The organism is Mycolicibacterium insubricum, from assembly GCF_010731615.1.
GTDB classification, from domain to species: domain Bacteria; phylum Actinomycetota; class Actinomycetes; order Mycobacteriales; family Mycobacteriaceae; genus Mycobacterium; species Mycobacterium insubricum.
On record NZ_AP022618.1, the window covers coordinates 1,672,223 to 1,694,992 of the forward strand.

Consider the following 22,770-nt stretch of genomic DNA (forward strand, 5'->3'; position numbering starts at 1 on the left):
GTGCGGTGGCTGTCAACGCGTGGGCTCGGCCGCGTCGGGGGAGACCCCGTCGCGCAGCAGACCCAGCAGCACCCGGGCGGCGGCCACTCGGCGCACCGCCGGGCCGGTCAGCTCGTCGAGTGCGCATTCGGGGTCGGTCGGCGGGCCCAGATGGCCGCAGCCGCGCGGGCAGTCGCCGATCGCCGCGGCCAGGTCGGAGAAGGCCAGCAGCACGTCGTCGGGGCGGACGTGGGCCAGCCCGAACGAGCGCACCCCGGGGGTGTCGATCACCCAGCCGCCGCCGGGCAGCGGCAGTGCCACCGACTGGGTGGAGGTGTGCCGGCCCTTGCCCACGCCCGACACCCGGCCGATCGCCCGGTCGGCGTCGGGCACCAGGCGATTCACCAGCGTCGACTTGCCGACGCCGGAATGTCCCAGCAGCACCGTCAGTTTCCCGGTCAGCAGCTGCGCGACCTCGTCGACCGCATCGGTGCGCCCGGCGGTGACGATCCGCAGGTCCAGGTCGGCGAAATGCGCGGCGAACGAATCCGGTTCGGCCAGGTCGGATTTCGTCAGGCACAGGATGGGGGACAGGCCGCCGGCGTAGGCGGCGATCAACGCCCGCTCGACGAACCCGGTGCGCGGCGGCGGGTCGGCCAGCGCTACCACGATCAGCAGCTGATCGGCGTTGGCGACCACCACCCGCTCGGTCGGATCGGTGTCATCGGCGGTGCGCCGCAACACCGTTCGCCGCTGCCCGCGACGGACGATGCGGGCCAGGGTGTCCGGGCGCCCGGACAGATCACCGACCACGTCCACGTCGTCGCCGACGACGATCGGGGTGCGGCCCAGCTCGCGGGCCCGCATCGCGGTGACCGGGCGGTCCGGATCCCCGCCGAGCACGCAGCCCCAGCGGCCCCGGTCGACGGTGACCACCATGGCCGCCTCGGCGTCGGCGTGCTCGGGGCGGGTCTTGGTGCGCGGCCGGGTGCCCTTGCCCGGGCGGATCCGGACATCGGACTCGTCGTAGTCGCTGGTCTTGATGCCCAAGGCGGCGGTCCTAGTCCCGGCCCGCCAGCATGGTTGCCCACATGCCCGGGAAATCGGGCAGCGTCTTGGCGGTGGTGGCGATGTCCTCGACCGCCACACCGGGAGTCCGCAGGCCGATAATCGCACCGGCGGTGGCCATCCGGTGGTCGGCGTAGGACCGCCAGGTGCCGCCGTGCAGTTCGCGCGCGGTGATCACCAGCCCGTCGGGGGTCTCCCGACAGTCCCCACCGAGGGCGTTGATCTCGGTGCACAGCGCGGCCAGCCGGTCGGTCTCGTGCCCGCGCAGGTGCGCGATGCCGGTCAGCCGCGACACGGACCCGGGGGTGGCCAGCGCCGCCAGCGCGGCCGCCGCGGGCGCGAGCTCACCGATGTCCGACAGGTCCGCGTCGAACCCGCCGTATGGGGCGGCGCCGCGGACCTCCAGCTGCGTCTGCCCCGGGACGACGACCCCGCCCACCTGCCGCAGCAGCTCGAAGATCGCGGCGGCCGGCTGCAGGCTCGGCGACGGCCAGTTCTCGATCCGCACCGAACCGCCGGTGACGATCGCCGCCGCCAGGAACGGCACCGCGTTCGACAGGTCGGGCTCGACGATCCAGCCCCGGGCCGCCACCGGCCCGGGGCGCACCCGCCAGCGGTCGGGCCCGGCATCCACCGTGACGCCGGCCTGGCGCAGCATCGCCACCGTCATCTGAATGTGCGGGGCCGAGGGCACCCCGGTCGCACCGCGGTGCACCACGGTCACGCCGTCGGCGAACGCCGCGCCGCACAGCAGCAGGCCGGAGACGAACTGCGAGGACCCCGACGCGTCGATGGCCACCTCGCCCCCGGCGACCGCGCCGGTGCCGGTCACCGTGAACGGCAGTCCGTCGCCGCCGATGTCGACGCCCAGGGCCCGCAGGCCGTGCAGCAGCGGGGCGATCGGGCGGGAGCGGGCCTGCTCGTCGCCGTCGAAACCGACGACGGCGCTGCTCAGCGCGGCCAGCGGGGGCACGAAGCGCAGCACCGTCCCGGCCAGCCCGCAGTCCACCGCCGCACCGGGGGCCGGGTTCAGCCGTCCCGACACCGTCAGTGCGGTCGGGTCGTCGCCGGTGGCCTCGACGCTCAGCCCCAGGGTGCGCAGCGCGCCGATCATCAGGTCGGTGTCCCGGCTGCGCAGCGCCCCGGCGATGGTGGAAGTCCCACCGCCGGTGGCCGCGGCCATCGCCGACAGGATCAGCGTCCGGTTGGTCAGCGATTTGGAGCCGGGCACCGCCACGGTGGCGCTCACCGGCGCGCGGGCGACAGGCGCGGGCCAGCGTGGGAGCTCGGACATGGGTCTATCCTGCCAACCCGGCCTCCAGCTGCCCAACTCTGCCCGCCGCGTCGGCCGGGTGAGAAGCTGGTGACATGTGCGGACGGTTCGCGGTGACCACCGACCCGGCGCTGCTGGCGGCCCGGCTCGACGCGATCGACGAGACGGTCCCGGCCGCTGAGGATGCCTGGGAACCGAACTACAACGTCGCCCCGACCAGCCCGATCAGCACCCTGGTGTCCCGACACCCCCGCGAGGAGACCGACACCCCGGCGACCCGGCGGTTGCGCACCATGCGCTGGGGGCTGCTCACCCCGGCGACCGCGGCCGCGGCCGACGGCAGTCCCGCTACCGGTGGCCCGCTGCTGATCAACGCCCGCGCCGAAACGGTCACCACCAGCCCGGCCTTCCGCGGGGCCGCGCGGCGCAAACGCTGCCTGGTGCCGATGGACGGCTGGTACGAGTGGCGCGGGTCCAAGGGCGACAAGACCCCGTTCTACCTCTACGCGGCCGACGGGCAGCCGCTACTGATGGCCGGTCTGTGGTCGGTGTGGCACCCCCCGGGGGAAATGACCCCACCGATCCTGAGCGCCACCATCATCACCACCGACGCCGTGGGCCCGCTGGCCGAGATCCACGACCGGATGCCGCTGTCGATCGGTGCCGCCGACGTCGACCGGTGGCTCGATCCCGACGCCCCGGCCGACATCGGACTGCTGCGCGGCCACGGTGATCTCGACCGCATCGCCATCCGCGAGGTCTCCACCCTGGTCAACAACGCCCGCAACAACGGCCCCGAGCTGATCGCCCCCGTCGAACCCAAACCCGAACAGGCGGAACTATTTTGAGCGTGCCCGAGGACATGCCGCTGCAGGACGTGAGCGTGATCGACGCGCTCGGCGCGGACCTGCGCGCGGCTGGTTACGGTATCGACGCCGTCTTCGCGCTGCTCGGCGAGCCGGTGGCGGCTGCGCTGCGTCGCGGACTGCGGTGGCCCGCGCTGCGCGCCACCGCCGACGCCCCGGATGCGCTGGCAACCATCGTCCGGCTCTTTGAACTCGGTGCGGCGGAGCCGACCGACCGCGTCGAGAATGCTTTCCCGGCAACAGGACTGGCGGCACTGGTGGACAGCGGAGTACTGGCTGCGCAGGTCGACGGAACCTTCGCCGCCGCACTGGACATCCGGCCGCACACCGGAGCCGAGCCGGACTTCCTCGTCGTCGCCGACCTCGACGCCGGGATGCGCGACGGCCCGGTCCGCCATGACCACGTGCTGGGCGTGGGTGGCGCCTCGATGTCGTTGGCGCGGGCGGTGATCCGCGAGCCCGTGCGCACCGCGCTGGACCTGGGCACCGGTTGCGGTATCCAGGCCCTGCACCTGTCCGGGCACTGCGAACACATCGTCGCCACCGACACCAACCCGCGGGCGCTGGCCCTGGCCGCGGCCACCGCCCGGCTCAACGGCCTGAGCTGGGACCTGCGGCGCGGCAGCCTGTTCGAACCCGTGGCCGGGGAACGCTTCGACCTGATCGTGTCCAACCCGCCGTTCGTCGTCGGCTCCGGTGCCCGCGACTACATCTACCGCGATTCCGGCATCGCCGGTGACGGGGTGTGCCGCGCTCTGATCGAGCAGGCCGGTGACCATCTGGAGCCCGGCGGGATCGCCCAGATCATGGCGAACTGGGTGGTCCGCGACGGTGCCGACTGGCACGCCGGAGTCGAAGGATGGCTGGCCGCAACGGGTCTGGACGCCTGGGTGGTGCAACGCGAACTGGCCGACCCGGTGAGCTACGTCGCCCTGTGGACCGCAGATGCGGGGGAGACCCCGGCGCAGCGCGCTGCCCGCGGCGGCGCGTGGCTGGACTGGTTCGCCGACAACAACATCACCGGAATCGGCATGGGCCTGATCACCCTGCGCGCGCCGCACTCCGGGAAGCAACGGACTCCGCGACGACAGTTCGAGGAACTCACCGGCCCCGACGACGTCCTCACCGGGCACGAGGTCGCCGCATTCCTCGCCCGGATGGACTACCTCGCCGACACCGCCGACGACGAGCTGTTGGCCGTCCGACTGTCCACCGCCCCGATCCTGCTGGAACAGCACTCGTTGCCGGGACCGGATGGCTGGCAACCGATCTCGGCAGTGGTGCGCCGACCCGGTGGACCGGGTGCGGTACTCGGCGTCGACGAGGTGTTCACCGCACTGCTGGCCGGCTGCCGCGGCGAGGTTCGGATAGGCGCGCTGATCGAGCTGCTGGCCGCCCACCACGGCGTCGACCCCGGCGCCCTGGCCGAGGCTGCCCTGCCGGAGATCCGGGGGGCCGTCGCCCGGGGGATCCTGTACCCGGCCGGCTAGCGTCGGTGAGCCCTGGCGGGTGGAGCGCTACGGTCCGGTATAGCCCGGCGGATTCGCCGAATCCACCCAGAAGTCCACGCCCAGATCGGATCCGGGCACGCAGTCGTAGGCCGACAGGTCGGTGACCCCGGACTCCAGCAGCACGTCCTCGCACAGCAACGAATGCCCGGTGTAGCTCGACGGCTTGGTCAGGACCGCGTACGCCGCGTCGGAGTACACCTCGGGCTTGCGGGAACGGGCCATCGCCTCGTCGCCGCCGAGCAGGTTCTGCACCGCCGCGGTGGCCACCATGGTGCGCGGCCACAGCGTGTTGGAGGCGATGCCGTGTTCTTTCATCTCCTCGGCAATGCCCAAGGCGCACAACGTCATCCCGTACTTCGCCATCATGTAGGGCGTCGGTCGCAGCCACTTCGACTCCAGCAGGATCGGCGGCGACAGGGTCAAGATGTGCGGATTCTCCCGGCCCTTCATGTGCGGGATGCAGGCCTGGGAGACGGCGTAGGTGCCGCGCACCTGGATGCCGTTCATCAGGTCGAAGCGCTTGAGCGGCACCTCCTCGATCGACCCGAGGTTGATCGCCGAGGCGTTGTTCACGCAGATGTCGATCCCGCCGAACTGCTCGACGGCCTTGGCGACAGCGGCCGCCACCGAGTCCCCGTCGCGGACATCGCCGACGATCGGCAGGGCCTGGCCGCCGACGGCCTCGATCTCGGCGGCGGCGGTGAAGATCGTGCCCTCCAGCTTCGGATGCGGCTCGGCCGTCTTGGCCACCAGCGCGATGTTCGCGCCGTCGGCCGCGACCTTCTTGGCGATCGCCAGGCCGATACCGCGGCTGGCACCGGAGATGAACATGGTTTTCCCGGAAAGCGACATGGGATCAGCCTAGTTGGTGGGGGCTAGAAGCCCAGCGGGTTGGCCTTCATACGCTGGTAGCTGTCGCAGTTGCTGAAGTTCGGGTCGGAAAGGTCGGGGGTCCATTCCATGAGTTTCTGCGACTGTTCCTCGGTAAGTGAAGAGAGCGCGTCGGCTCCGCCTCGCTTGAATACATCTTCCAACTCGGGGTGCTGCGCCTGGTAATCCCGCATCAGGTGGGCCTCTTCCGCCGGGGTCTTGCCCCAATAATCATTCAACCGCGAAAAGCATCGGTACTTCCAGAACGCCGTCGTGATCTCGCCGATGCCGTTCGCGTGCCGCATGTCGTCGACGTAGACCTCCATGACCTGGTCGAACGACACGCCGGCACTCGGTTCCACCGAGTTGTAGTCCGGTGCGGCGGCGTTGCTTTCGGACGCGGGGTTTTCCGATCCGTTCGACTGCTGGTGCCCGCCGCCGCAGGCGTTCGTGCCGAGAGCGACGGCCGCCGCCACTATGGCGACAGCGAGCTTGTTCGCAGCTTTGACAGATGACATTGGCCGTCCTCGTCGGTCCAGGGCGGGTGCGTTCCGCCGTTCGACGCTCACCCGGTTTCACCGAAACAGGTCGAAGCGCTCGGGCCTGAGTTTGCCATGGGCATCACGGTGATTGCACCGGGCTGTCTTGTCGCAGGCCGACTCGTGGATGGGGCGCCGCCCGGTTCGGCGAACGTCGGGGTCGGCAAAGTCGTCGGTCCGAGTCTGCGGGTACCGCCTAAGCTGGAGACCGATCGGTGTGGCGGGAAGGGGTGGTCAGTGGAAGCCGACGTGGACCGCGGGTCCCCGCCGGACGGCCCGCGCCCGCCGTCGCAGTTGAGCCGGGACGCCATCTTGGAGGCGGCCGTCGAGTTCATTGACCGGTACGGCCTGGCGAAGCTGACTATGCGGCGGTTGGGGGCGGCCTGCGGGGTCGAGGCGATGGCGCTCTACCGCTATGTGCACGGTCGCGGCGATCTGCTCACCGGTGTCGTCGACCACATCATCGATCGGCTCTACGACGACCAACTCGCCGCGCGGCGTCAGGAGGACGGCTGGCAGGACTACCTGGTGCGGCTGGCGCACGGCGTGCGCCAGGTCGCGCTGGACCACCCCGAGGTCTTCCCGCTGGTCGCCACGCAGGCGCCGGAGGCTCCTTGGGTCCGCCCGCCGCTGCGCAGCCTGCGCTGGATGGAGAGTTTCCTCGACACGCTGATCTCCTACGGTTTCGACGACGACGCGGCGGTGGCCGCATACCGCGCCTACACGACGTTCCTGATCGGCCAGTTGTTGTTGGAAGTCTCCGCGCACGGCGCCGTACTGCACCCGGACGAGGCCATCCTCGAGCGCGGCGACCGGGCCGGCCGCGGCCTTGCCGACTACCCGCAACTGCGCCGCCTGCAACCGATGTTGGCGCAGGATCGCACCGCCACCGAGTTCGAGGAGGCCCTGGAGGTCACCCTGGACCGGCTCGAACTCCTCCTTGCCCGGCGCTGACCCGGATCTGCCGCCGACGTTTACCCCGGGGGCCGACGGGGTACTTCTCCGAACGAACGATTTCAACCGGAGAGGAGCGTCACCATGGGATTGGCAGACAAGGCCAAGAACGCCGCGCAGGACGTCGCGGGAAAGATCAAGGAGGCCGTCGGCCAGGGAACCGATGACGAGCACTTGAGGAATGAGGGCCGCGCCGACCAGGTGAAGTCCGACTTCAAGAAGGCCGGCGAGAACATCAAGGACGCGTTCAAGGACTGAGCGAGCACCCGGCACGCCCCGCCCGGATCGGGCGGGGCGTGCCGTTGTGTGTGCGGGTCCGGCCGGCGCGGGGGCAGGATCGTTTACAACGTAAACAGACAGGCGTAACTTCGTTCGCATGGTGTTCGGTTTACAACGTAAACCCGACGGCGGGGAACGCGCGGGCAGGCTGCGCGCCGTCGTCGAACAGCGCGGTTCGGCCTGTCTGGTCCACGCCCAGGGTGCGGTCGATGCGGCCAACCTCGGCGTCTGGCACGGGCTGGTCGCCGGGGCGGCCGCGGGCACCACCGCCCCGGGGCCGCTGATCGTCGACGCCGGCGGACTGGAGTTCATGGGAGTCGGCGCGTTCGCGGTGCTGCTCGAGGAGTCCGCCCGCTGCCGCGCCCGCGGAATCACCCTGCACCTGGTCAGCAGCCAGCCCGTGGTGGCGCGCGTCGTCGCCGCCACCGGCCTGGAGCGCGACCTGGCGTTCTCGCCGACGGTGGACGAGGCGCTCGCCGCGGCGCCACTACGCGCAGATATCGACCACCACGGCTGAGGTCAGCGCGACCAGATCGCCCGGCGCCACCGCGAGTGACATGCCCCGCTTGCCCGCACTGAACAGCACCTCGTCGAAGCCCAGGGCCGAGGAGTCCAGCACCGTCGGCAACCGTCGACGCTGCCCCAGCGGCGAGATCCCACCCAAAACGTAGCCCGACGAGCGCTGCGCGTCGGCCGGATCGGCCATCGTCGCCTTCGCCACCCCCAGCGCCGCGGCCGCCGCTTTCAGTGACAGCTTCGCCGGCACCGGCAGTACCGCCACCGCCAGACCCTTCGGCAGCGCCAGCACCAGCGTTTTGAAGATCTGCTCGGCGACCAACTCGCCACCGGTCAGGGCCGCGACCGCCTCGGCGCCGAAGTCGTGGCTGCGGGGATCGTGGTGGTATTCGAGCACCCGGTGCTCCATGCCGGCGGCTACCAGCGCCGCAATCGCCGGGGTTGCCGCCCGGGGTGTCTTCGCCACCGGACCAGGGTAGGGGAATGGAGGACGGCTCCTGCGCTGTTGATTCTCGCAGGACATGCACCGGCAACCGGCGCGGAAATGGAGCGAAGTGGTGTCAGTGGCCTGCCTCGAGGCGCCCGTGCCGACCACCCGGATCGGGCACGACGGACTAGTGTCGTATGCGATGAGTGACATCGAACCCGTGGCCGATGCCGAGGCCGAGAACACGGATCGGGCTCCGGCCGAGGAGACCGACGAGCAGCTCTCCGCCCGATTCGAGCGCGACGCGATCCCGCTGCTCGACCAGCTCTACGGCGCGGCGATGCGGATGACCCGTAACCCCGCCGACGCCGAGGACCTGGTGCAGGAAACCATGATCAAGGCCTACGCCGGGTTCCGGTCGTTCAAGGCCGGCACCAACCTGAAGGCCTGGCTGTACCGGATCCTGACCAACACCTACATCAACAGCTACCGCAAGAAGCAGCGCCAGCCCGCCGAGTATCCCACCGACGAGATCACCGACTGGCAGCTCGCGGCGACCGCCGAGCACACGTCGCGCGGACTGCGGTCGGCTGAGGTCGAAGCGCTGGAGGCGATGCCCGACAGTGAGATCAAAGAGGCGCTGCAGCAGCTGCCCGAAGATTTCCGGATGGCGGTGTACTACGCCGACGTCGAGGGCTTTCCGTACAAGGAGATCGCCGAAATCATGGACACTCCCATCGGGACGGTGATGTCCCGCCTGCACCGAGGCCGACGGCAACTGCGCGAGCTGCTCGCCGATGTCGCCCGGGACCGTGGTTACCTGCGCGGCAGGGATGCCGCCGCCGCGTCCGAGGAGGTGTCCTCATGAGCGACGAGCACGAGGAGGGGAAGTCCTGCAGCGGCCCCCAGGGTCCCATCGACCCCGATCACCAGGACTGTTCGGCGGTGATGGCCGAGGTGTGGACTCTGCTCGACGGCGAGTGCACCGCCGCAACCCGGGAGAGACTGCGCCACCACCTCGATGAATGCCCCGCCTGCCTGCGCCAGTACGGCGTCGAGGAGCGGGTCAAGCGGCTGATCGCGATCAAGTGCGCAGGGGAGAAGGCCCCCGAGACGCTGCGCGCGCGGCTGCGCATCGAGATCAGCCGGACCACCATCATCCGGGGGCAGTGACCCGCGTCCGCCCCGTGCCCCGCGGGTGGCGTCCTGCGTCGCCCGGCTGTGCGTGATTGCCCCATTCGGGCCACGAATGACAACGATCGGTGTCATTCTCCTTGTCGGAATCGGTGGCGGATGACGGGCGAGGGTGGCGGTATTGATGGCGCGAAACGGCGGCTGGCGCGAGTCCGGACGCAATGTCTTGTTCGCGATGGCTCTGGCCGCCGGAATGATCCTGGCCGGCGGGCACCCGTCCGCGTGGGCCGACGGCGGACCCGGCTCCGACACCAAATCCCGCCCGCAGCCGACCGCTCAGCACGCCCGCACCTCGGGCGCGACGGCCGACGCTTCCGGGCCGGCTCGGCGCCAGCGCCCGGGGCCGCGGAAGACCACGGCCACCACCCCCGGCGACAGCACCGAATCGCCGGCGACCGAGCCGACGCCGGCACGCCGGGTCGCCGGACCGGCCGCCCGGGATGTCGACCCCTCGGCGCTGGAAGCCAAGCCGTCGAGCGGGCCCGGGACGTTCGTCACCCTCCGGCCGCCGCGTCTGCGTGAACTGCGGACCAATCTGCGTGAGCTGCGGGCCAAATCGAAGGACCTAGCTCAACTTGAAGCCGACCCGACCGGGATCACACCCGGCGGCACCGATGCCACCGTCGTAGCCGCCGGTGCCGAACCCGGCCCGAGCGTGGCGAGGGTCGTGACGAACCTGCTGGTCGCCGTCGGGCGCCCGGAGGCAGAAACGCCGCAGTCGCATAGCCGATCCCTTCCGGACGGCAGCCTGCCGACCGCCGCCGACACCACCGCCCGGAGGCTCAACGCACCGGCCGGCCTCCGTGCACTGCACGTGGTGCCGGACCTGACCGACGCCGTGGTGCCGGACCTGCGGGAGATCGCCGCGCCGACAATGCGGCTGGCCGGGGCTCGCGCCGATAAGGCCGTGGCGGATATCGGTACGGCGCTGAGCGCCCCGCCGGCCATCGCTACGGTCACCAGCCGGGCCGTCGACACCGACATCCCCGTCGTGCAGCCGCTGTCGCCGCTGGTCAAGCTGGCGCAGGCCCCGGCGCAACTGATCAACAAGGTCCTGCAGGTTCTCGACTTCACCGTGTCGGAGAAGGGGCCGCGCCCGCTGCTCGACTGGAACCCGATCAGCCAGGCCTTATTCGCCGGGTTCCGCAAGATCGAGGACGTCCTCGGGCTGGACAAGCAACCGGCAGACGTGCCGGAGATGACGCAGGTGGACTACACCTGCGCCGATCACGGTACCTGCGACGCCAAAACCCCGACGGTGCAGCAGTTCCTGAATGCCGCCAGCGCGAAGTACGTCCTGGGCGGCCAGCCCGGCGGCGATACCGGCGACCTGAAGCCGTTCGTCGTCGACGGGCACCAGATGACGTCCACCAACACCCTTTCGGGCATGTCGGGCACCGCGTGGGTCACCCCCGAGGGGCAGGTCATCATCGCCTACTCGGGCACCACCGGTGGCACCAACCTGCTGGCCAACCCGGTGATCGCGGTGACCCAGATCATCGCCGACCTGCAGGTGATCGCCACCCCGACCACCCCGTGGGCATTCCACGACGCGCTGGACTTCGCCGACGAGGTCCGCGCCGAGGCGCACAACCAGGGCTACAGCGACGACGACATCTTCGTCACCGGGCACTCGCTCGGCGGCTGGGAGGCCCAGTACGTCGCGCAGCACACCGGCCTGGGCGGCATCGGATTCGAGGGACCGGGACTGAACACCGTGAATCCGGGCAACGACAACGGCGCCGACTCCAACTTCGTCAACGTGCTCACCTACGGTGACGCCGCGGCCTACTTCTCCTCCGATGTGCCCGGGCTGGATCCGATCATGCGGTTGTTCCCCGGAGGCACCACGAAGCCGCACTACGGCAACATCGTGATGATCGGTGACCCCGAGGCGGCGAATCCGATGATCAATGCCGCCGCGCTGATGAACACCAGTCCGTTGTTCCTGCCGGTGGTGGTCATCGACGTGCTGGTCAACTTCTTCCAATACCACCTGCCCGGCGTGCAGGCCCACCACCTGGGCGTCAGCCCCGACCCGGGGGTGGTGCCGTGGCTCGGCAACGTCTCGGGGCGGGTCGACGACTGGGGTGATCTGACCATCCCGCAGCTGCAGCAAGCCGCCTCGGGTCAGGGCAGACTGATGGATAACGGCGCCGCCGACCGTTCGGCTGCGGACTCGCCGCTGCTGGCCGCCTGACCCGTCGCACAAAAATCGCCCGGAACCTGGTCCCGGGCGATTTGGCGGGGCATACCCCGGAAAAGACTTATACGGACTTCGAACCGCAGTTGGGGCGCTTGCCGTGGTTGGCCTTGCTGTGCTTACGGTCGCGCTTCTTCCGGCCACGCTTGGCCATGGTGTACCTCCAGGTCAATGATGATTTCGGCTGTCCCGACGAGCACGCGTCGGCGACGTCTGCTGGCTCCATTGTCGCATAACGCGCTCACCGGTCCTCAATCGAGCCGATCCGGCCCGGCTGACCGCGACCAGCCAGCGACGTTGTGGTTCCATTAGAGCCGCGAAGGTGTGCGTGCAGAGAGTGGAGTGACGATGGCAGAGGACGTGCTCGCCGAGATCGTGGCAACCGTACTGGAAGTTCAGGTGCGGGAGGGAGATCAGGTCAACGAAGGCGACACCCTGGTGCTGCTGGAGTCGATGAAGATGGAGATCCCGGTGCTGGCCGAGTTCGCCGGCACCGTGACCACCGTGCACGTCGCCCCCGGTGACCAGATCCAGGCCGGTCACCTCATCGCCGTTATTGATTGATTTTCTGCGCCGACCGTGGGCGCCGATCAACCCGTCGGGCCGGTAAGGCTCTCGGTCGGCAGATTTGGGAACAGGTGAGGCATGTCGACACTCGGTGACCTCCTCGCCGAGCACACCGTCCTGCCCGGCACCGCCGTCGACCACCTGCACACCCTGGTGGGCGAGTGGCAGCTGCTGGCCGACCTGTCCTTCGCCGACTACCTGATGTGGGTGCGCCGCGACGACGGCGCGCTGGTCTGCGTCGCCCAGGTCCGGCCCAACACCGCCCCCACCGTGCTGCTGTCGGACGCCGTCGGCTCGATCGCCGGGCCCGGCGAGCTGCCCCTGGTGACCGCGGCGTTCGCCTCCGGCGTCATCGGCCACGAGGATCCCGACGGCCGGCCCGCCGACGCCGATCCCGCGGGCCTCAACGTCGAGGCCGTCCCGGTCCGCTACGGCGCCGACGTGGTCGCGGTCTTGACGCACCGCACCGCGCTGGCGGCCACCCGCACCTCCTCGCCGCTGGAACGCGCCTACCTGGCGTGCGCGGGGGACCTGCTGGTGATGCTGTCGGAGGGCACCTTCCCCGACGTCGAGGACCTGGCGATGTCGCGGTCCTCCCCGCGCGCCGGTGACGGCCTGATCCGCCTGGATGTCGACGGCAACTTCGTGTTCGTCAGCCCGAACGCACTCTCGGCGTACCACCGGATGGGTCTGACCCTGGACCTGGAGGGCCAGAACCTGCTGGCGGTGACCCGGCCGCTGATCTCCGATCCGTTCGAGGCCCAGGAACTGGCCGCGCACATCGGGGACTCACTGGCCGGGGGTTCCGGCATGCGGATGGAGGTCGACGCCGGCGGTGCGACGGTGCTGGTGCGTACGCTGCCGCTGGTCCTGCACGGCGCCCCGGCCGGCGCCATCGTGCTGGTCCGCGACGTCACCGAGATCAAACGCCGCGACCGCGCCCTGCTGAGCAAGGACGCCACCATCCGGGAGATCCACCACCGGGTGAAGAACAACCTGCAGACCGTCGCCGCGCTGCTGCGGCTGCAGGCCCGTCGCACCAACAACGCCGAGGGCCGCGAGGCGCTGAACGAATCCGTGCGCCGGGTGTCCTCGATCGCCCAGGTACACGAGGCGCTGTCCATGTCGGTCGACGAGGAGGTCAACCTCGACGCGGTGATCGACCGGATCCTGCCGGTGATGAACGACGTCGCCGCCGTCGACACCTCGATCCGGATCAGCCGTCAGGGCGCCCTCGGTGTGCTCGACGCCGACCGGGCCACCGCGCTGGTCCTGGTGATCACCGAGCTGGTGCAGAACGCCATCGAGCACGCCTTCGATCCGGGCACCCGGGAGGGCTGCGTGACGATCCTGGCCGAACGCTCGGCCCGCTGGCTCGACGTGGTGGTGCGCGACGACGGCCGCGGCGTTCCGGACGGCTTCAGCCTGGAGAAATCAGACCGCCTCGGTCTGCAGATCGTCACCACGCTGGTGTCGGCGGAGATCGACGGCACCCTGGACATGCGCAATGCGCCCGACGGCGGGACCGAGGTGGAGCTGCGGGTGCCCTTGGGGCGCCGGGCCCGCGCCAGCCAATGAATTCATACACCGTGAAGAATTGCGGCAAACACGACGATGGCCCCGGCAAATTCGCCGGGGCCATCGTCGTATCGGAATGAGGCTGGGCTCAGACTCCCGAGCGCGCCTTGGTGCGGGCATTGCGACGCTTGAGCGCGCGACGCTCGTCCTCGCTCATGCCGCCCCACACACCCGCGTCCTGGCCGGACTCCAACGCCCAGGTCAGGCACTCGGTGGTCACCGGGCAGCGGTTGCAGACCAGCTTCGCATCGGCAATCTGGGCGAGCGCCGGTCCGCTGTTCCCCACCGGGAAGAACAGTTCCGGATCCTCGTCACGACAGACCGCCTTGTGCCGCCAATCCATGGCTATTACTCCTCACTGGGCGCGCGGATATGCGCGCCAATAATCCGTTAACTGTTAACCCGCGCAGCGAAATGTTTCTGCGCTGTTGCATACGATCGTTCCAGAGGCTGAACAGATGTCAATAGAACTCAGTTAACACGTGGTCAATGTCACTCGACCCGGCAGGTCGAAGGACGGTCATCCGGCTGTACTACACTGAGGTCCATCTGCGCCCTAAATCTTCCCTAAGCGGGGTTATCCGCGCAGTTCAGACTCGGTTTCCGTCGGTGGGGCGACCACACTCAGGGCCCGCGACACGGACCGGAACATCATCATTTCGCGCTCCCCGATGTAATCCCCGTCGATCTGGCAGGCGACCGGCGTCGCCGCGGTGATCCGGACCCATTCGACGTCGTCTTCCCGGATCACGTGGGCGCCCTTGATGTTCGCCCGGGCCGAGAGCATGCGGCGCGCGAGCAGCAGATTGCGCCACACGTTCATGCTGGTGGTGGCGAACACCCCCAGTCCGGTCTCGAACCGGGTGCCCGGATTGGTGTAGACCGCGCGGTTGTTGGCGTAGGTCCACGGGCTGGAGTTGGACACGAACGCGAAGTGCACACCGTCGACCGGGTCGCGGTCGGGCAGCTCCAGGGTCAACCGGGGCTCGCGGCGGGCCGCGGCCACCACCGTCGGCACGGTGACCCGGATGTAGCGGGCCGCGCTGACGCCCTTCTCCGACTTCTTGCGGTGCGCCTCCACCTTGGCGACGATCTCGCCGTCGACACCCATACCCGCGGTGAACACTCCCCAGCGTTCCCCGCAGTCCATCAGGCCGATCCGCCGCCAGGGTTCGCGGCTGCCGAGCCGGTTGACCAGCATGTTGGTCGCCTCGATCGGGTCGGCCGGGATGCCCAGCGAGCGGGCGAAGACATTGGCCGAGCCGCCGGGTACCACCGCCACCGCCGGCACCGGGCCCAGCGGCAGTGGTCCGGGCCGGCCGAGCAGCCCGTTGACCACCTCGTTCACCGTGCCGTCGCCGCCGTGCACGATCACCACGTCGATGCCGTCGGTGACGGCCTGCTGGGCGATCTCGATCGCGTGCCCCCGGTGCCCGGTGTGGGTGACGGTCAGCCGCACCCGGCTCTCCAGGGCGTGGGCCAGCAGGTCACGCCCCGCCGGGGTGGTGGAGGTGGCATTCGGGTTGACGATCAGCACGGCGCGCACGGTGTCCGAGCCTAGGCGACGACGGCGCCTCGGGCGATCGGGTCAGCCGGCGTCGGGCAGCAGGGCCGGGCAGTTGCCGGCGGCGTCGGTGGCCAGCTCGAAATGCCACATCTCGTTGGCGTAGATCCGGCACAGGCCGAACCGGGCGCCGTTGTCGATCAACCACTGATCGGCGCCGGTGCCGCCGATATCCACCGCGTTGCCGGTGACGTGGTGGGAGTGCTCCGGAGTCTGCACGTACCGCCGCGCCGCGAGGTAGCTGCCATACCGGGCGATCGCGTCGTCGAGCAACTGCTGCTGGAACTGCGGTGAGCGCCACCCGGAGGTGACCGTCATGGCGACCCCGTCGGCCGAGGCAGCCGTCGCCGCGCGCTGCAGCGCGGTCAGCAGATCGGGATTCAGCCGCCCGACCGACGGATCCCAGGTGTCGAACGGCGTCAGCGCACCGTCGTTGTCCACCAGCCGGATCCCGACGGTGCCCGGTTGCTGCGCGGCGCCCGGTTGCGGTGCGGCGCCGACGAGGACGACGGCGGCCAGGGCGGCCAGCGTCGCGGCCGCGGCGCGGCATCTGCTCGATCGGGTCACGATCACCGACCTTATAGGGCGAAACCGGGAAACCGCTGGACTGCAACCGGGGTGACCTCGGTACCGTAGGGCGGTGACCGACCGGCGCCTGCTCCTGCTCAACGGACCGAACCTCAACCTGCTCGGCACCCGCGAGCCCGAGATCTACGGCTCCACCACGCTGGAGCAGATCGTGCAGCGGGTGGGCTCGGTTGCCGCCGCCCACGGTTTCGAGGTGCGGGCGGTGCAGAGCAACCACGAGGGCGAGCTCATCGACGCGATCCAGTCGGCCCGCACCGACTGCGCCGGCATCATCATCAACCCGGGCGGATACAGCCACACCTCGGTTGCGCTCGCCGATGCGCTTGCCGCCGTTGATCTTCCGGTTGCCGAGGTGCACCTGAGCAACATCGCCCGCCGCGAGGCGTTCCGGCACCACTCCTACGTGTCGGCGGTGGCGCAGACCGTCATCTCCGGCGCCGGGCCGCTCGGCTACGAGTTCGCCGTCGCCTACCTGGCCGATCGGCTGACGGCGTGAGCAGACCCGCCACCGTCCGCTACGCCGGCTACCTGGCCGCCGCGGAGGGTGCGGCCGGGCTGATCGTCGCCGCGGTCTACCTGGTCGCCGCGCTGACCGGCGCCGGCCGCGGCCTGGTGCGCGGACCGTCGGGCGCGGAGAACTTCAGCGCCGGCACCGCCGCCTGGTTCGCCGTGATGGGCGCCGGGGTCGGTGCGGCGGGCGTTGCGCTGATCACCGGCCGGCGCTGGGGCCGGGGCCTGGCGGTGTTCGCCAACCTGCTGCTGCTCGGCGTGGCCTGGTACATCCGCACCTCCGACCAGCTGGTGTGGGCGGTGCTGGTCGCGGCGGTGGCGATCACCGTACTGGGCCTGCTGTTTTCCCCGTCGGCGATCGGCTGGGTCGCCCGCAGCGGCTGACCGGGCTGCGTACCCGGTCAGGCCGGGCCGGCCAGGTCGGTCAGCGCTCGCCCGGAGACCCGGTAGGTCGTCCACTCCGACTGCGGGACCCCGCCGACGGCGTCATACAGCGTGATCGCGTCGGTGTTCCAGTTCAGCACCGCCCAGCTCAGCCGGGTGTAGCCACGCTCCAGGCACACCTGCGCCAGCCGGGACAGCAGCGCCCGGGCCAGGCCGCGGCGGCGAAACGCGGGTCGGACGTAGAGATCCTCCAGGTACACCCCGCCGACGCCGGCCCAGGTGGAGAAGTTGACGAACCACACCGCCATCGCGGCCACCGCGCCGTCGACCTCCACCACGAACGCGTCGGCCACCGGGTTGGGCCCGAAAAGCGCTGTGCACATCTGGATTTCGGTGACCGAGCACTGATCCAGCGCCTCTTCGAACTCGGCCAGCTCGCGGACCATCGCCACGATCTCGGTCTCGTCGCCGGGGCGGGCCGCGCGGATGAGCGTCATACCGTCACCCCCAGGCCGGCCAGGATGGTGCGGAACTTGGCGGTGGTCTCGGCGACCTCCTCGTCGGGGTCGGACTCGGCGACGATGCCGCCACCGGAATGCACGACGGCCACCTGCCCGTCGGCGCTGATCTGCGCGCCCCGGATGGACACCACCCAGCGGCCGTCGCCGTCGGCGTCGCACCAGCCGGCCGCCCCGGCGTAGAAGCCGCGGTCACCCTCCACCTCACCGATCACCGCGACCGCCTCCGCCGTCGGCACCCCGCCGACCGCGGGCGTGGGGTGCAGCGCCAGCGCCAGGTCCAGCGAGGTGGTGCCCGCATCGCGCAGCCGCCCGGTGATCGGCGTGCCCAGGTGCCACAGCGCGTCGGTGCCGTGCAGTTTCGGCTCGGCGGCGATGGTCAGCTCGGCACACAGTGGTTGCAGGGCGGCCCGCATCACGTCGATGACCAGGGCGTGTTCGTGCTGGTTCTTGGCGGAGGCGACCAGTGCGGCGGCATTGGTGGCGTCGACGGCCGGGTCGGGATCGCGCGGCGCCGATCCGGCGAACGGATGGCAGCGCACCCGGTCCCCGGTGCGTTCCACCAGCAGCTCCGGCGAGGCTCCGACCAGGGTGGACCCGGCATAGGACCCCCCCGCGCCGGACAGGTCGACCAGATACCCGTAGGCGTCGGGGTTGGCGGCCAGCAGCCGGTGCAGCACCGCCAGCGGATCCCAGGCCCCGTTCTCGGCGCGTAGCTCCAGCGCGCGGGCCAGCACCACCTTCTGCAGCGGTCCCGGATCGCGCAGCCGGGCGATCGCGGCGGCGACGCGTTGCCGGTGCACCGTCGGCTCGGGCCGGGAGGCGACGCCGACCCGGCCGGGGACGGGTTGGCCGGGGCCTTCGGGCAGTCGCCGGGTGACGGCCGCCGGTGCGATCAGCGCGGCAGGGGCGGTGGGGGCGAACGGCAGGGCACCAGCGATCAGTGGCACCGCCCGGTCGCGCAGTGCGGCGCCCGCCGCGCCGACGTCGGTGAACGACTCGCCGACGCCGAGACCGACGACGGTGCCGTCCTTGCCGGTGAGGATGAACGACGGCGTCACGGCGTCACCCCGGTCTGCGGCCGGCCGGCCAGCGCGAGCGCCTTGAGCTGGCGCAGGCCGTAGTCGAATCCGCACACCGACACCGACGCGGTGGGGAATCCGTAGCGGATGCCCTGATCCAACGGCTGCTCGACCCAGCGGGTCAGCACCGCGCGGGAGAAGTGCCCGTGGCCGACGAATACCACGTCGCGGTCGGTGAGATGGTCCAGCGCGAGTCCGATCGCGTCGTCGGCCCGGTCACTGACCTGCTGCACCGATTCGCCGCCCGCGCAGCCGTGGGTCCACAGCAGCCAGCCCGGGTTCGCCGTGCGGATCTGCTGGGTGGTCATGCCCTCGTAGTCGCCGTAGTCCCATTCGGCGAGCAGTCCGGTGATCTCGTCGACAGCCAACCCGGCCAGCTCCGCGGTCCTCCGGGCACGCAGCCGCGGGCTGCAGAACACCATCGGAGAATCCAGATCCAGGCCGGCGAGTGTGTCGGCGGCCGCCAAAGCCTGTTCCCGGCCGACGTCAGTCAGGTCGAGGTCAGTGCGTGAGGTGTGCCGACCCGACTTCGACCACTCCGTCTCGCCGTGCCGCAACAGCACCAGCCGATGTATACCGACACTCACGTTTGTCGATTCTGCCGTATGCATCCATCCGGCCGGGTGGCTCGTACCGGGGGAGCCGGACCGCCTCGGACAGCCGGGCGGGTCGGTTCCGGGTCCTGGACCGGGGGCCGTGACAGGATGTGCTCGTGACGTCTACACATGTGCTGGCGGTGGCCAATCAAAAGGGTGGGGTGGCCAAGACCACGACGGTGGCGTCGTTGGGCGCGGCGCTGGCCGCCGAGGGCAAGCGGGTGCTGCTGGTCGACCTCGACCCGCAGGGCTGCCTGACGTTCTCGCTGGGCCACGATCCGGACAAACTGCCGGTGTCGGTGCACGAGGTGCTGCTCGGCGAGGTGGAACCCGATGTCGCCCTGGTGGAGACCGCCGAGGGCATGACGCTGCTGCCGGCCAACATCGACCTGGCCGGCGCCGAGGCCATGCTGCTGATGCGGGCCGGCCGCGAATACGCGCTCAAGCGGGCCCTGGCCAAGGTTGCCGACCGGTTCGACGTGATCCTGCTGGACTGCCCGCCCTCGTTGGGCGTGCTGACGCTCAACGGGCTGACCGCCGCCGGTGAGGTCATCGTGCCGCTGCAGTGCGAGACGCTGGCGCACCGCGGCGTCGGCCAGTTCCTGCGCACGGTGGCCGACGTCCAGCAGATCACCAACCCGGATCTGACGCTGCTGGGCGCGCTGCCGACGCTGTACGACTCACGGACCACGCACAGCCGCGACGTGCTGCTCGACGTCGCCGACCGCTACAACCTGCCGGTGCTGGCGCCGCCGATCCCGCGCACGGTGCGCTTCGCCGAGGCCACCGCGTCGGGCACCTCGGTGCTGGCGGGCCGGAAGAACAAGGGCGCGTTGGCGTATCGGGAACTGGCGGCGTCGCTGCTGAAGTACTGGAAGACCGGCAAGGCGATGCCGACCTTCACCCCGGAGGTCTAACCACCCCTATCGTCGTCAGCCGAGGCCGACGACGGTGTCGCCGCGCTGCTCGATGATCGTCGATCCCATCGCCTTGAGGCCGACGGCGGAGTCGACGGCCGGGCGGGCGACCGGCAGGAACCGTTGCTTGGCACCGGTTTTGGTGTCATAGACGCCGATCCCGCCGGTGTGCGGGATGAGCAGTTTGCCGGCCATGGTGGTGCCCGGGCCCAGCGGCACATCCGGTCCCGACGCGGTCACCGAGTAGCGGTAGCGCAGGCCGTCGGCCGCCAGTACCACCACGGATCGCCCGGTCCACCAGGTCACCACATCGCCGGACTTCGCGGTCGACGCGGTTTCGGTGCCCGGCGGCCCCAACGGTGCCGCCGGGCCGTCCAGCAGCACCGACGCGGTTTCCTTGCCGGAGTCGTTGAGGATGGACAGCCGCGGTTTGGGGGAGGGCAGGTAGACCGCCGTCGCCCCGCCGGACACCGCGACGATCCGGGCACCGGAGGCCGCGGAGATGCCGGCTTCGGGGACGTCGATCAGCGTGGGTTCGTCGTCCTGATCGGCAGCCTTGACCAGGGTGACCTTGACATCGGCCTTGTCGGGGCAGGCCTGCAGCACCGACACCTGCTGGGATTCGCCGGCGGCCGACAGCAGCGTGCAGCCCTTGCCCAGCCCGACGTGGGCGGGCTTGTAGCGGGCATCGGTCTCACCGAAAGCGATGGTGCGCACCAGATCCGAGCGCCACTGCTCGATCCGGGTGCTGCCGGCGGCCAGGACGGTCGACCCGTCGGTGGACAGCGTCACCTGCTTGTCGGCGTAGCCGGTGCGGGTCGGGCCCCGACGGCCGGTGGAGCCGTTGATCGCCGACACCTGTCCGCAGCCGCGGGAATCGGGATAGACGGCCACGGCCCAGTGATAGACCGAGCTGACCCCGCACAGCGGCAGATCACGCGCATACGTCCACGCCACGTTGCCGGTCACCGGGTCGCGGCCGGTCATCGCCGAGCCGGATGCGGTGATCACCGCGCCTCCGGCGACCACCGGCATGGTGGTGCCCGGGCTGTCCGCGTGCCACAGCTCGTGCACGGCCGTGGGCACGGCGCCAGCCGCCACCGGCGTGGTCAGTTCGACGTCCGCCGGGTCGCTGACGGTGTGCCGGGAGTCGCTGGTCCACCAGAACAGCGCGGCGACGACGGCGACGACGGCGACGATCGCACCCGCGGCGATGAGATCACCGCGGGTGCGGCGCTCGGGTCGGATCATCGGGTTGAGGGCTCGACGGCCAGGGCTCAGCCCTCGGCGGCGGCCGCAGCCGGTGCCTTGCGCGGACGACGACGGCGGCGCCGCGGCGCCGAACCGGTGCCCGCGGCGTCTCCGGCGCCGGCCTCGGCGGCCGGGGGAGTCGCGGCTGCGGTGTCGGATCCGGCCTCGGACGCCTGCCCACCGCGGGTGCGACGACGGGTCCGCTCGCGCGGGGCCTTCTCCCGCTCGACGCGGGGTGCACGGTCGGTGCGCTTGACCGGCGAGCGCTTCGGCTCGCCGATGCTGCCCTTGGCCTCGGCGGGGATGTTCATCTCCGTGTACAGGTGCGGCGAGCTGGAGTAGGTCTCGGCCGGGTCCGGGGACTCCAGGCCCAGGGCCTTGTCGATCATGGACCAGCGGGGCAGTTCGTCCCAGTCGACCAGGGTGACCGCGATGCCGGTCTTGCCGGCCCGGCCGGTACGCCCGATGCGGTGCACGTAGGCCTGCTCGTCGTCGGGGATCTGGTAGTTGATGACGTGGGAGATGTCGTCGATGTCGATGCCGCGAGCGGCCACGTCGGTGGCGACCAGCACGTCGACGTCACCGGCGCGGAACGCCGCTAGCGCCTTCTCGCGGGCGATCTGGCCCAGGTCGCCGTGCACGGCGCCGACCTTGAACCCGCGCTCGGCGAGCTCGTCGGCCACCTTCTGCGCGGTGCGCTTGGTGCGGGTGAAGATCATCGTGGCGCCGCGGCCTTCGGCCTGCAGGATGCGGGCGACCATCTCCACCTTGTCCAGTGCGTGCGCCCGGTAGACGAACTGCTCGGTGGTGTCGTGGGTGGCCGCCGAATGCGGGGCCTCGGCGCGGATGTGGGTCGGCTGGTTCATGAAGGTGCGGGCCAGCGTGATGATCGGGTCCGGCATCGTCGCGCTGAACAGCATCGACTGGCGGGTGTCCGGGGTCAGCCGCAGGATCCGCTCGATATCGGGCAAAAAGCCCAGGTCCAGCATCTCGTCGGCCTCGTCGAGGACCAGAACGGACAGCCCGCCGAGCTGCAGGTGGCCCTGGTTGGCCAGGTCCAGCAGGCGGCCCGGGGTGCCGACGACGACGTCGGCGCCGGCCTGCAGCGCCTCGATCTGCGGCTCGTAGGGACGGCCACCGTAGATCGCGACGACCGACAGCGGGCGGGTGCCGCCGCCTTCAGCGGGGGCGGTGAGGTTCTTGGCGGCGCCGGTCAGGTCGTCGAACACCTGGATGCACAGCTCGCGGGTGGGCACCACGATCAGCACGCGCGGCGCACCGGTCAGCGGGCGCTCGGTGTCGGTGGTGATCTTGTGCAGGGCCGGGACGCCGAAGGCGAAGGTTTTGCCCATGCCGGTGCGGGCCTGGCCGATCAGGTCGTCGCCGGCCAGCGCCATCGGCAGGGTCAGTTCCTGGATGGCGAAGGGGTGCTCGATGCCGCGTTCCCGCAGCGCTTCACAGATTTCGTCGCGCACGCCGAGTTCGGCGAACGACTTGTTGATATGGGTCATGACGGTGCGATGGGGCCTTTCGATT

27 protein-coding genes are annotated in these 22,770 nt (G+C 70.5%); 13 read left to right on the top strand and 14 right to left on the bottom strand.

Going from position 1 to position 22,770, the window contains the following annotated elements:
- Window positions 1–12 precede the first annotated feature (12 nt).
- Both rsgA and aroA read right to left on the bottom strand, forming a co-directional pair.
- On the bottom strand, window positions 13–1,023 hold the full coding sequence (gene rsgA / locus G6N16_RS08020; RefSeq protein ID WP_083030768.1) for a ribosome small subunit-dependent GTPase A: 1,011 nt from the start codon (window positions 1,021–1,023) through the stop codon (window positions 13–15).
- A 16-nt stretch (window positions 1,024–1,039) separates the two neighbouring features.
- Window positions 1,040–2,341 (bottom strand): 3-phosphoshikimate 1-carboxyvinyltransferase, encoded by a 1,302-nt coding sequence (gene aroA / locus G6N16_RS08025; protein ID WP_083030698.1) that lies wholly within the window; start codon window positions 2,339–2,341, stop codon window positions 1,040–1,042.
- A gap of 74 nt (window positions 2,342–2,415) precedes the next feature.
- Between aroA and G6N16_RS08030 the strand changes: the two genes are divergently transcribed.
- Both G6N16_RS08030 and G6N16_RS08035 read left to right on the top strand, forming a co-directional pair.
- Window positions 2,416–3,168: an SOS response-associated peptidase gene (locus G6N16_RS08030; protein ID WP_083030700.1), complete on the top strand. Its 753-nt coding sequence runs from the start codon at window positions 2,416–2,418 to the stop codon at window positions 3,166–3,168.
- 14 nt (window positions 3,169–3,182) lie between these two features.
- The gene (locus tag G6N16_RS08035; protein WP_083030769.1) at window positions 3,183–4,676 is read left to right on the top strand and encodes a DUF7782 domain-containing protein; all 1,494 of its coding nucleotides are present in this window, start codon (window positions 3,183–3,185) and stop codon (window positions 4,674–4,676) included.
- Window positions 4,677–4,703: 27 nt separating this feature from the next.
- Here the strand turns inward: G6N16_RS08035 and G6N16_RS08040 are convergent, their stop codons facing one another.
- Entirely contained in the window at window positions 4,704–5,549 is an 846-nt protein-coding gene (locus tag G6N16_RS08040) for an SDR family oxidoreductase (RefSeq protein WP_083030701.1), read from the bottom strand.
- Window positions 5,550–5,572: 23 nt separating this feature from the next.
- The gene (locus tag G6N16_RS08045; protein WP_133052925.1) at window positions 5,573–6,085 is read right to left on the bottom strand and encodes a hypothetical protein; all 513 of its coding nucleotides are present in this window, start codon (window positions 6,083–6,085) and stop codon (window positions 5,573–5,575) included.
- Window positions 6,086–6,343: 258 nt separating this feature from the next.
- Between G6N16_RS08045 and G6N16_RS08050 the strand changes: the two genes are divergently transcribed.
- The 3 genes from G6N16_RS08050 to G6N16_RS08060 all read left to right on the top strand — a co-directional run bounded on the left by G6N16_RS08050 (window position 6,344) and on the right by G6N16_RS08060 (window position 7,856).
- A complete protein-coding gene (locus G6N16_RS08050) occupies window positions 6,344–7,060 on the top strand; it encodes a TetR/AcrR family transcriptional regulator (RefSeq protein ID WP_234805832.1) in 717 nt (238 codons plus the stop codon).
- Window positions 7,061–7,144: 84 nt separating this feature from the next.
- On the top strand, window positions 7,145–7,318 hold the full coding sequence (locus G6N16_RS08055; RefSeq protein ID WP_083030704.1) for a CsbD family protein: 174 nt from the start codon (window positions 7,145–7,147) through the stop codon (window positions 7,316–7,318).
- Between the two features lie 118 nt (window positions 7,319–7,436).
- Window positions 7,437–7,856: an anti-sigma factor antagonist gene (locus tag G6N16_RS08060; protein ID WP_083030706.1), complete on the top strand. Its 420-nt coding sequence runs from the start codon at window positions 7,437–7,439 to the stop codon at window positions 7,854–7,856.
- On the opposite strand, the gene G6N16_RS08065 is transcribed toward G6N16_RS08060, so the two are convergent.
- On the bottom strand, window positions 7,827–8,264 hold the full coding sequence (locus tag G6N16_RS08065; protein WP_234805834.1) for a YbaK/EbsC family protein: 438 nt from the start codon (window positions 8,262–8,264) through the stop codon (window positions 7,827–7,829). The two genes, G6N16_RS08060 and G6N16_RS08065, sit on opposite strands and share 30 nt — an antisense overlap.
- Window positions 8,265–8,376: 112 nt before the next feature.
- Here G6N16_RS08065 and G6N16_RS08070 point away from each other — a divergent pair, with 112 nt between their 5' ends.
- The 3 genes from G6N16_RS08070 to G6N16_RS08080 all read left to right on the top strand — a co-directional run bounded on the left by G6N16_RS08070 (window position 8,377) and on the right by G6N16_RS08080 (window position 11,676).
- Window positions 8,377–9,150 (top strand): sigma-70 family RNA polymerase sigma factor, encoded by a 774-nt coding sequence (locus tag G6N16_RS08070; protein ID WP_407663623.1) that lies wholly within the window; start codon window positions 8,377–8,379, stop codon window positions 9,148–9,150.
- A complete protein-coding gene (gene rsrA / locus G6N16_RS08075; RefSeq protein ID WP_083030709.1) occupies window positions 9,147–9,455 on the top strand; it encodes a mycothiol system anti-sigma-R factor in 309 nt (102 codons plus the stop codon). The genes G6N16_RS08070 and rsrA overlap by 4 nt, the downstream gene beginning before the upstream one ends.
- 145 nt (window positions 9,456–9,600) lie before the next feature.
- Window positions 9,601–11,676: a hypothetical protein gene (locus G6N16_RS08080; RefSeq protein WP_083030710.1), complete on the top strand. Its 2,076-nt coding sequence runs from the start codon at window positions 9,601–9,603 to the stop codon at window positions 11,674–11,676.
- A 67-nt stretch (window positions 11,677–11,743) separates the two neighbouring features.
- Here the strand turns inward: G6N16_RS08080 and G6N16_RS22105 are convergent, their stop codons facing one another.
- Window positions 11,744–11,833: a 50S ribosomal protein bL37 gene (locus G6N16_RS22105; protein ID WP_109519535.1), complete on the bottom strand. Its 90-nt coding sequence runs from the start codon at window positions 11,831–11,833 to the stop codon at window positions 11,744–11,746.
- A gap of 194 nt (window positions 11,834–12,027) precedes the next feature.
- On the opposite strand from G6N16_RS22105, the gene G6N16_RS08085 reads away from it, so the two are divergent.
- Both G6N16_RS08085 and G6N16_RS08090 read left to right on the top strand, forming a co-directional pair.
- A complete protein-coding gene (locus G6N16_RS08085) occupies window positions 12,028–12,243 on the top strand; it encodes a biotin/lipoyl-binding carrier protein (protein ID WP_083030774.1) in 216 nt (71 codons plus the stop codon).
- 81 nt (window positions 12,244–12,324) lie between these two features.
- The gene (locus G6N16_RS08090; protein ID WP_083030712.1) at window positions 12,325–13,824 is read left to right on the top strand and encodes a two-component system sensor histidine kinase PdtaS; all 1,500 of its coding nucleotides are present in this window, start codon (window positions 12,325–12,327) and stop codon (window positions 13,822–13,824) included.
- Window positions 13,825–13,912: 88 nt separating this feature from the next.
- On the opposite strand, the gene whiB1 is transcribed toward G6N16_RS08090, so the two are convergent.
- The 3 genes from whiB1 to G6N16_RS08105 all read right to left on the bottom strand — a co-directional run bounded on the left by whiB1 (window position 13,913) and on the right by G6N16_RS08105 (window position 15,955).
- The gene (gene whiB1 / locus G6N16_RS08095; RefSeq protein WP_014208822.1) at window positions 13,913–14,167 is read right to left on the bottom strand and encodes a transcriptional regulator WhiB1; all 255 of its coding nucleotides are present in this window, start codon (window positions 14,165–14,167) and stop codon (window positions 13,913–13,915) included.
- A 234-nt stretch (window positions 14,168–14,401) separates the two neighbouring features.
- Complete coding sequence (locus G6N16_RS08100) at window positions 14,402–15,370, bottom strand: diacylglycerol/lipid kinase family protein (RefSeq protein ID WP_083030714.1); 969 nt, start codon at window positions 15,368–15,370, stop codon at window positions 14,402–14,404.
- A gap of 42 nt (window positions 15,371–15,412) precedes the next feature.
- Window positions 15,413–15,955 carry a M15 family metallopeptidase gene (locus G6N16_RS08105; protein ID WP_407663624.1) on the bottom strand — a complete coding sequence of 181 codons (543 nt, stop codon included), beginning with the start codon at window positions 15,953–15,955 and terminating at the stop codon, window positions 15,413–15,415.
- Between the two features lie 73 nt (window positions 15,956–16,028).
- On the opposite strand from G6N16_RS08105, the gene aroQ reads away from it, so the two are divergent.
- Both aroQ and G6N16_RS08115 read left to right on the top strand, forming a co-directional pair.
- Window positions 16,029–16,472: a type II 3-dehydroquinate dehydratase gene (aroQ, locus tag G6N16_RS08110; RefSeq protein ID WP_083030717.1), complete on the top strand. Its 444-nt coding sequence runs from the start codon at window positions 16,029–16,031 to the stop codon at window positions 16,470–16,472.
- Window positions 16,469–16,870, top strand: a complete 402-nt coding sequence (locus tag G6N16_RS08115) for a hypothetical protein (protein ID WP_083030719.1) — start codon at window positions 16,469–16,471, stop codon at window positions 16,868–16,870. The genes aroQ and G6N16_RS08115 overlap by 4 nt, the downstream gene beginning before the upstream one ends.
- 17 nt (window positions 16,871–16,887) lie before the next feature.
- On the opposite strand, the gene G6N16_RS08120 is transcribed toward G6N16_RS08115, so the two are convergent.
- Genes G6N16_RS08120 through G6N16_RS08130 form a run of 3 tightly spaced genes read right to left on the bottom strand, consistent with a single transcriptional unit; the run spans window position 16,888 to window position 19,057 of the window.
- A complete protein-coding gene (locus G6N16_RS08120) occupies window positions 16,888–17,367 on the bottom strand; it encodes a GNAT family N-acetyltransferase (RefSeq protein ID WP_083030720.1) in 480 nt (159 codons plus the stop codon).
- Window positions 17,364–18,449 carry an isochorismate synthase gene (locus G6N16_RS08125; RefSeq protein WP_083030722.1) on the bottom strand — a complete coding sequence of 362 codons (1,086 nt, stop codon included), beginning with the start codon at window positions 18,447–18,449 and terminating at the stop codon, window positions 17,364–17,366. The genes G6N16_RS08120 and G6N16_RS08125 overlap by 4 nt, the downstream gene beginning before the upstream one ends.
- Complete coding sequence (locus G6N16_RS08130; RefSeq protein ID WP_083030723.1) at window positions 18,446–19,057, bottom strand: acid phosphatase; 612 nt, start codon at window positions 19,055–19,057, stop codon at window positions 18,446–18,448. The genes G6N16_RS08125 and G6N16_RS08130 overlap by 4 nt, the downstream gene beginning before the upstream one ends.
- A 125-nt stretch (window positions 19,058–19,182) precedes the next feature.
- On the opposite strand from G6N16_RS08130, the gene G6N16_RS08135 reads away from it, so the two are divergent.
- Window positions 19,183–19,983 (top strand): ParA family protein, encoded by an 801-nt coding sequence (locus G6N16_RS08135; RefSeq protein WP_083030776.1) that lies wholly within the window; start codon window positions 19,183–19,185, stop codon window positions 19,981–19,983.
- A gap of 15 nt (window positions 19,984–19,998) precedes the next feature.
- Here G6N16_RS08135 and G6N16_RS08140 read toward each other — a convergent pair whose 3' ends face one another.
- Both G6N16_RS08140 and G6N16_RS08145 read right to left on the bottom strand, forming a co-directional pair.
- On the bottom strand, window positions 19,999–21,234 hold the full coding sequence (locus G6N16_RS08140) for an Rv3212 family protein (protein ID WP_083030725.1): 1,236 nt from the start codon (window positions 21,232–21,234) through the stop codon (window positions 19,999–20,001).
- A gap of 26 nt (window positions 21,235–21,260) precedes the next feature.
- Complete coding sequence (locus tag G6N16_RS08145; protein WP_083030726.1) at window positions 21,261–22,745, bottom strand: DEAD/DEAH box helicase; 1,485 nt, start codon at window positions 22,743–22,745, stop codon at window positions 21,261–21,263.
- Window positions 22,746–22,770: the final 25 nt, after the last annotated feature.

Bases quoted from the DNA above. Each gene is read 5' to 3' on its own strand.
- aroA (WP_083030698.1), bottom strand. From the start codon at position 2,341: ATGTCCGAGCTCCCACGCTGGCCCGCGCCTGTCGCCCGCGCGCCGGTG.
- G6N16_RS08030 (WP_083030700.1), top strand. From the start codon at position 2,416: ATGTGCGGACGGTTCGCGGTGACCACCGACCCGGCGCTGCTGGCGGCC.
- G6N16_RS08035 (WP_083030769.1), top strand. From the start codon at position 3,183: ATGCCGCTGCAGGACGTGAGCGTGATCGACGCGCTCGGCGCGGACCTG.
- G6N16_RS08040 (WP_083030701.1), bottom strand. From the start codon at position 5,549: ATGTCGCTTTCCGGGAAAACCATGTTCATCTCCGGTGCCAGCCGCGGT.
- G6N16_RS08045 (WP_133052925.1), bottom strand. From the start codon at position 6,085: ATGTCATCTGTCAAAGCTGCGAACAAGCTCGCTGTCGCCATAGTGGCG.
- G6N16_RS08055 (WP_083030704.1), top strand. From the start codon at position 7,145: ATGGGATTGGCAGACAAGGCCAAGAACGCCGCGCAGGACGTCGCGGGA.
- G6N16_RS08060 (WP_083030706.1), top strand. From the start codon at position 7,437: ATGGTGTTCGGTTTACAACGTAAACCCGACGGCGGGGAACGCGCGGGC.
- G6N16_RS08065 (WP_234805834.1), bottom strand. From the start codon at position 8,264: ATGGAGCACCGGGTGCTCGAATACCACCACGATCCCCGCAGCCACGAC.
- G6N16_RS08070 (WP_407663623.1), top strand. From the start codon at position 8,377: ATGCACCGGCAACCGGCGCGGAAATGGAGCGAAGTGGTGTCAGTGGCC.
- rsrA (WP_083030709.1), top strand. From the start codon at position 9,147: ATGAGCGACGAGCACGAGGAGGGGAAGTCCTGCAGCGGCCCCCAGGGT.
- G6N16_RS08080 (WP_083030710.1), top strand. From the start codon at position 9,601: ATGGCGCGAAACGGCGGCTGGCGCGAGTCCGGACGCAATGTCTTGTTC.
- G6N16_RS22105 (WP_109519535.1), bottom strand. From the start codon at position 11,833: ATGGCCAAGCGTGGCCGGAAGAAGCGCGACCGTAAGCACAGCAAGGCC.
- G6N16_RS08085 (WP_083030774.1), top strand. From the start codon at position 12,028: ATGGCAGAGGACGTGCTCGCCGAGATCGTGGCAACCGTACTGGAAGTT.
- G6N16_RS08090 (WP_083030712.1), top strand. From the start codon at position 12,325: ATGTCGACACTCGGTGACCTCCTCGCCGAGCACACCGTCCTGCCCGGC.
- whiB1 (WP_014208822.1), bottom strand. From the start codon at position 14,167: ATGGATTGGCGGCACAAGGCGGTCTGTCGTGACGAGGATCCGGAACTG.
- G6N16_RS08120 (WP_083030720.1), bottom strand. From the start codon at position 17,367: ATGACGCTCATCCGCGCGGCCCGCCCCGGCGACGAGACCGAGATCGTG.
- G6N16_RS08140 (WP_083030725.1), bottom strand. From the start codon at position 21,234: ATGATCCGACCCGAGCGCCGCACCCGCGGTGATCTCATCGCCGCGGGT.
- G6N16_RS08145 (WP_083030726.1), bottom strand. From the start codon at position 22,745: ATGACCCATATCAACAAGTCGTTCGCCGAACTCGGCGTGCGCGACGAA.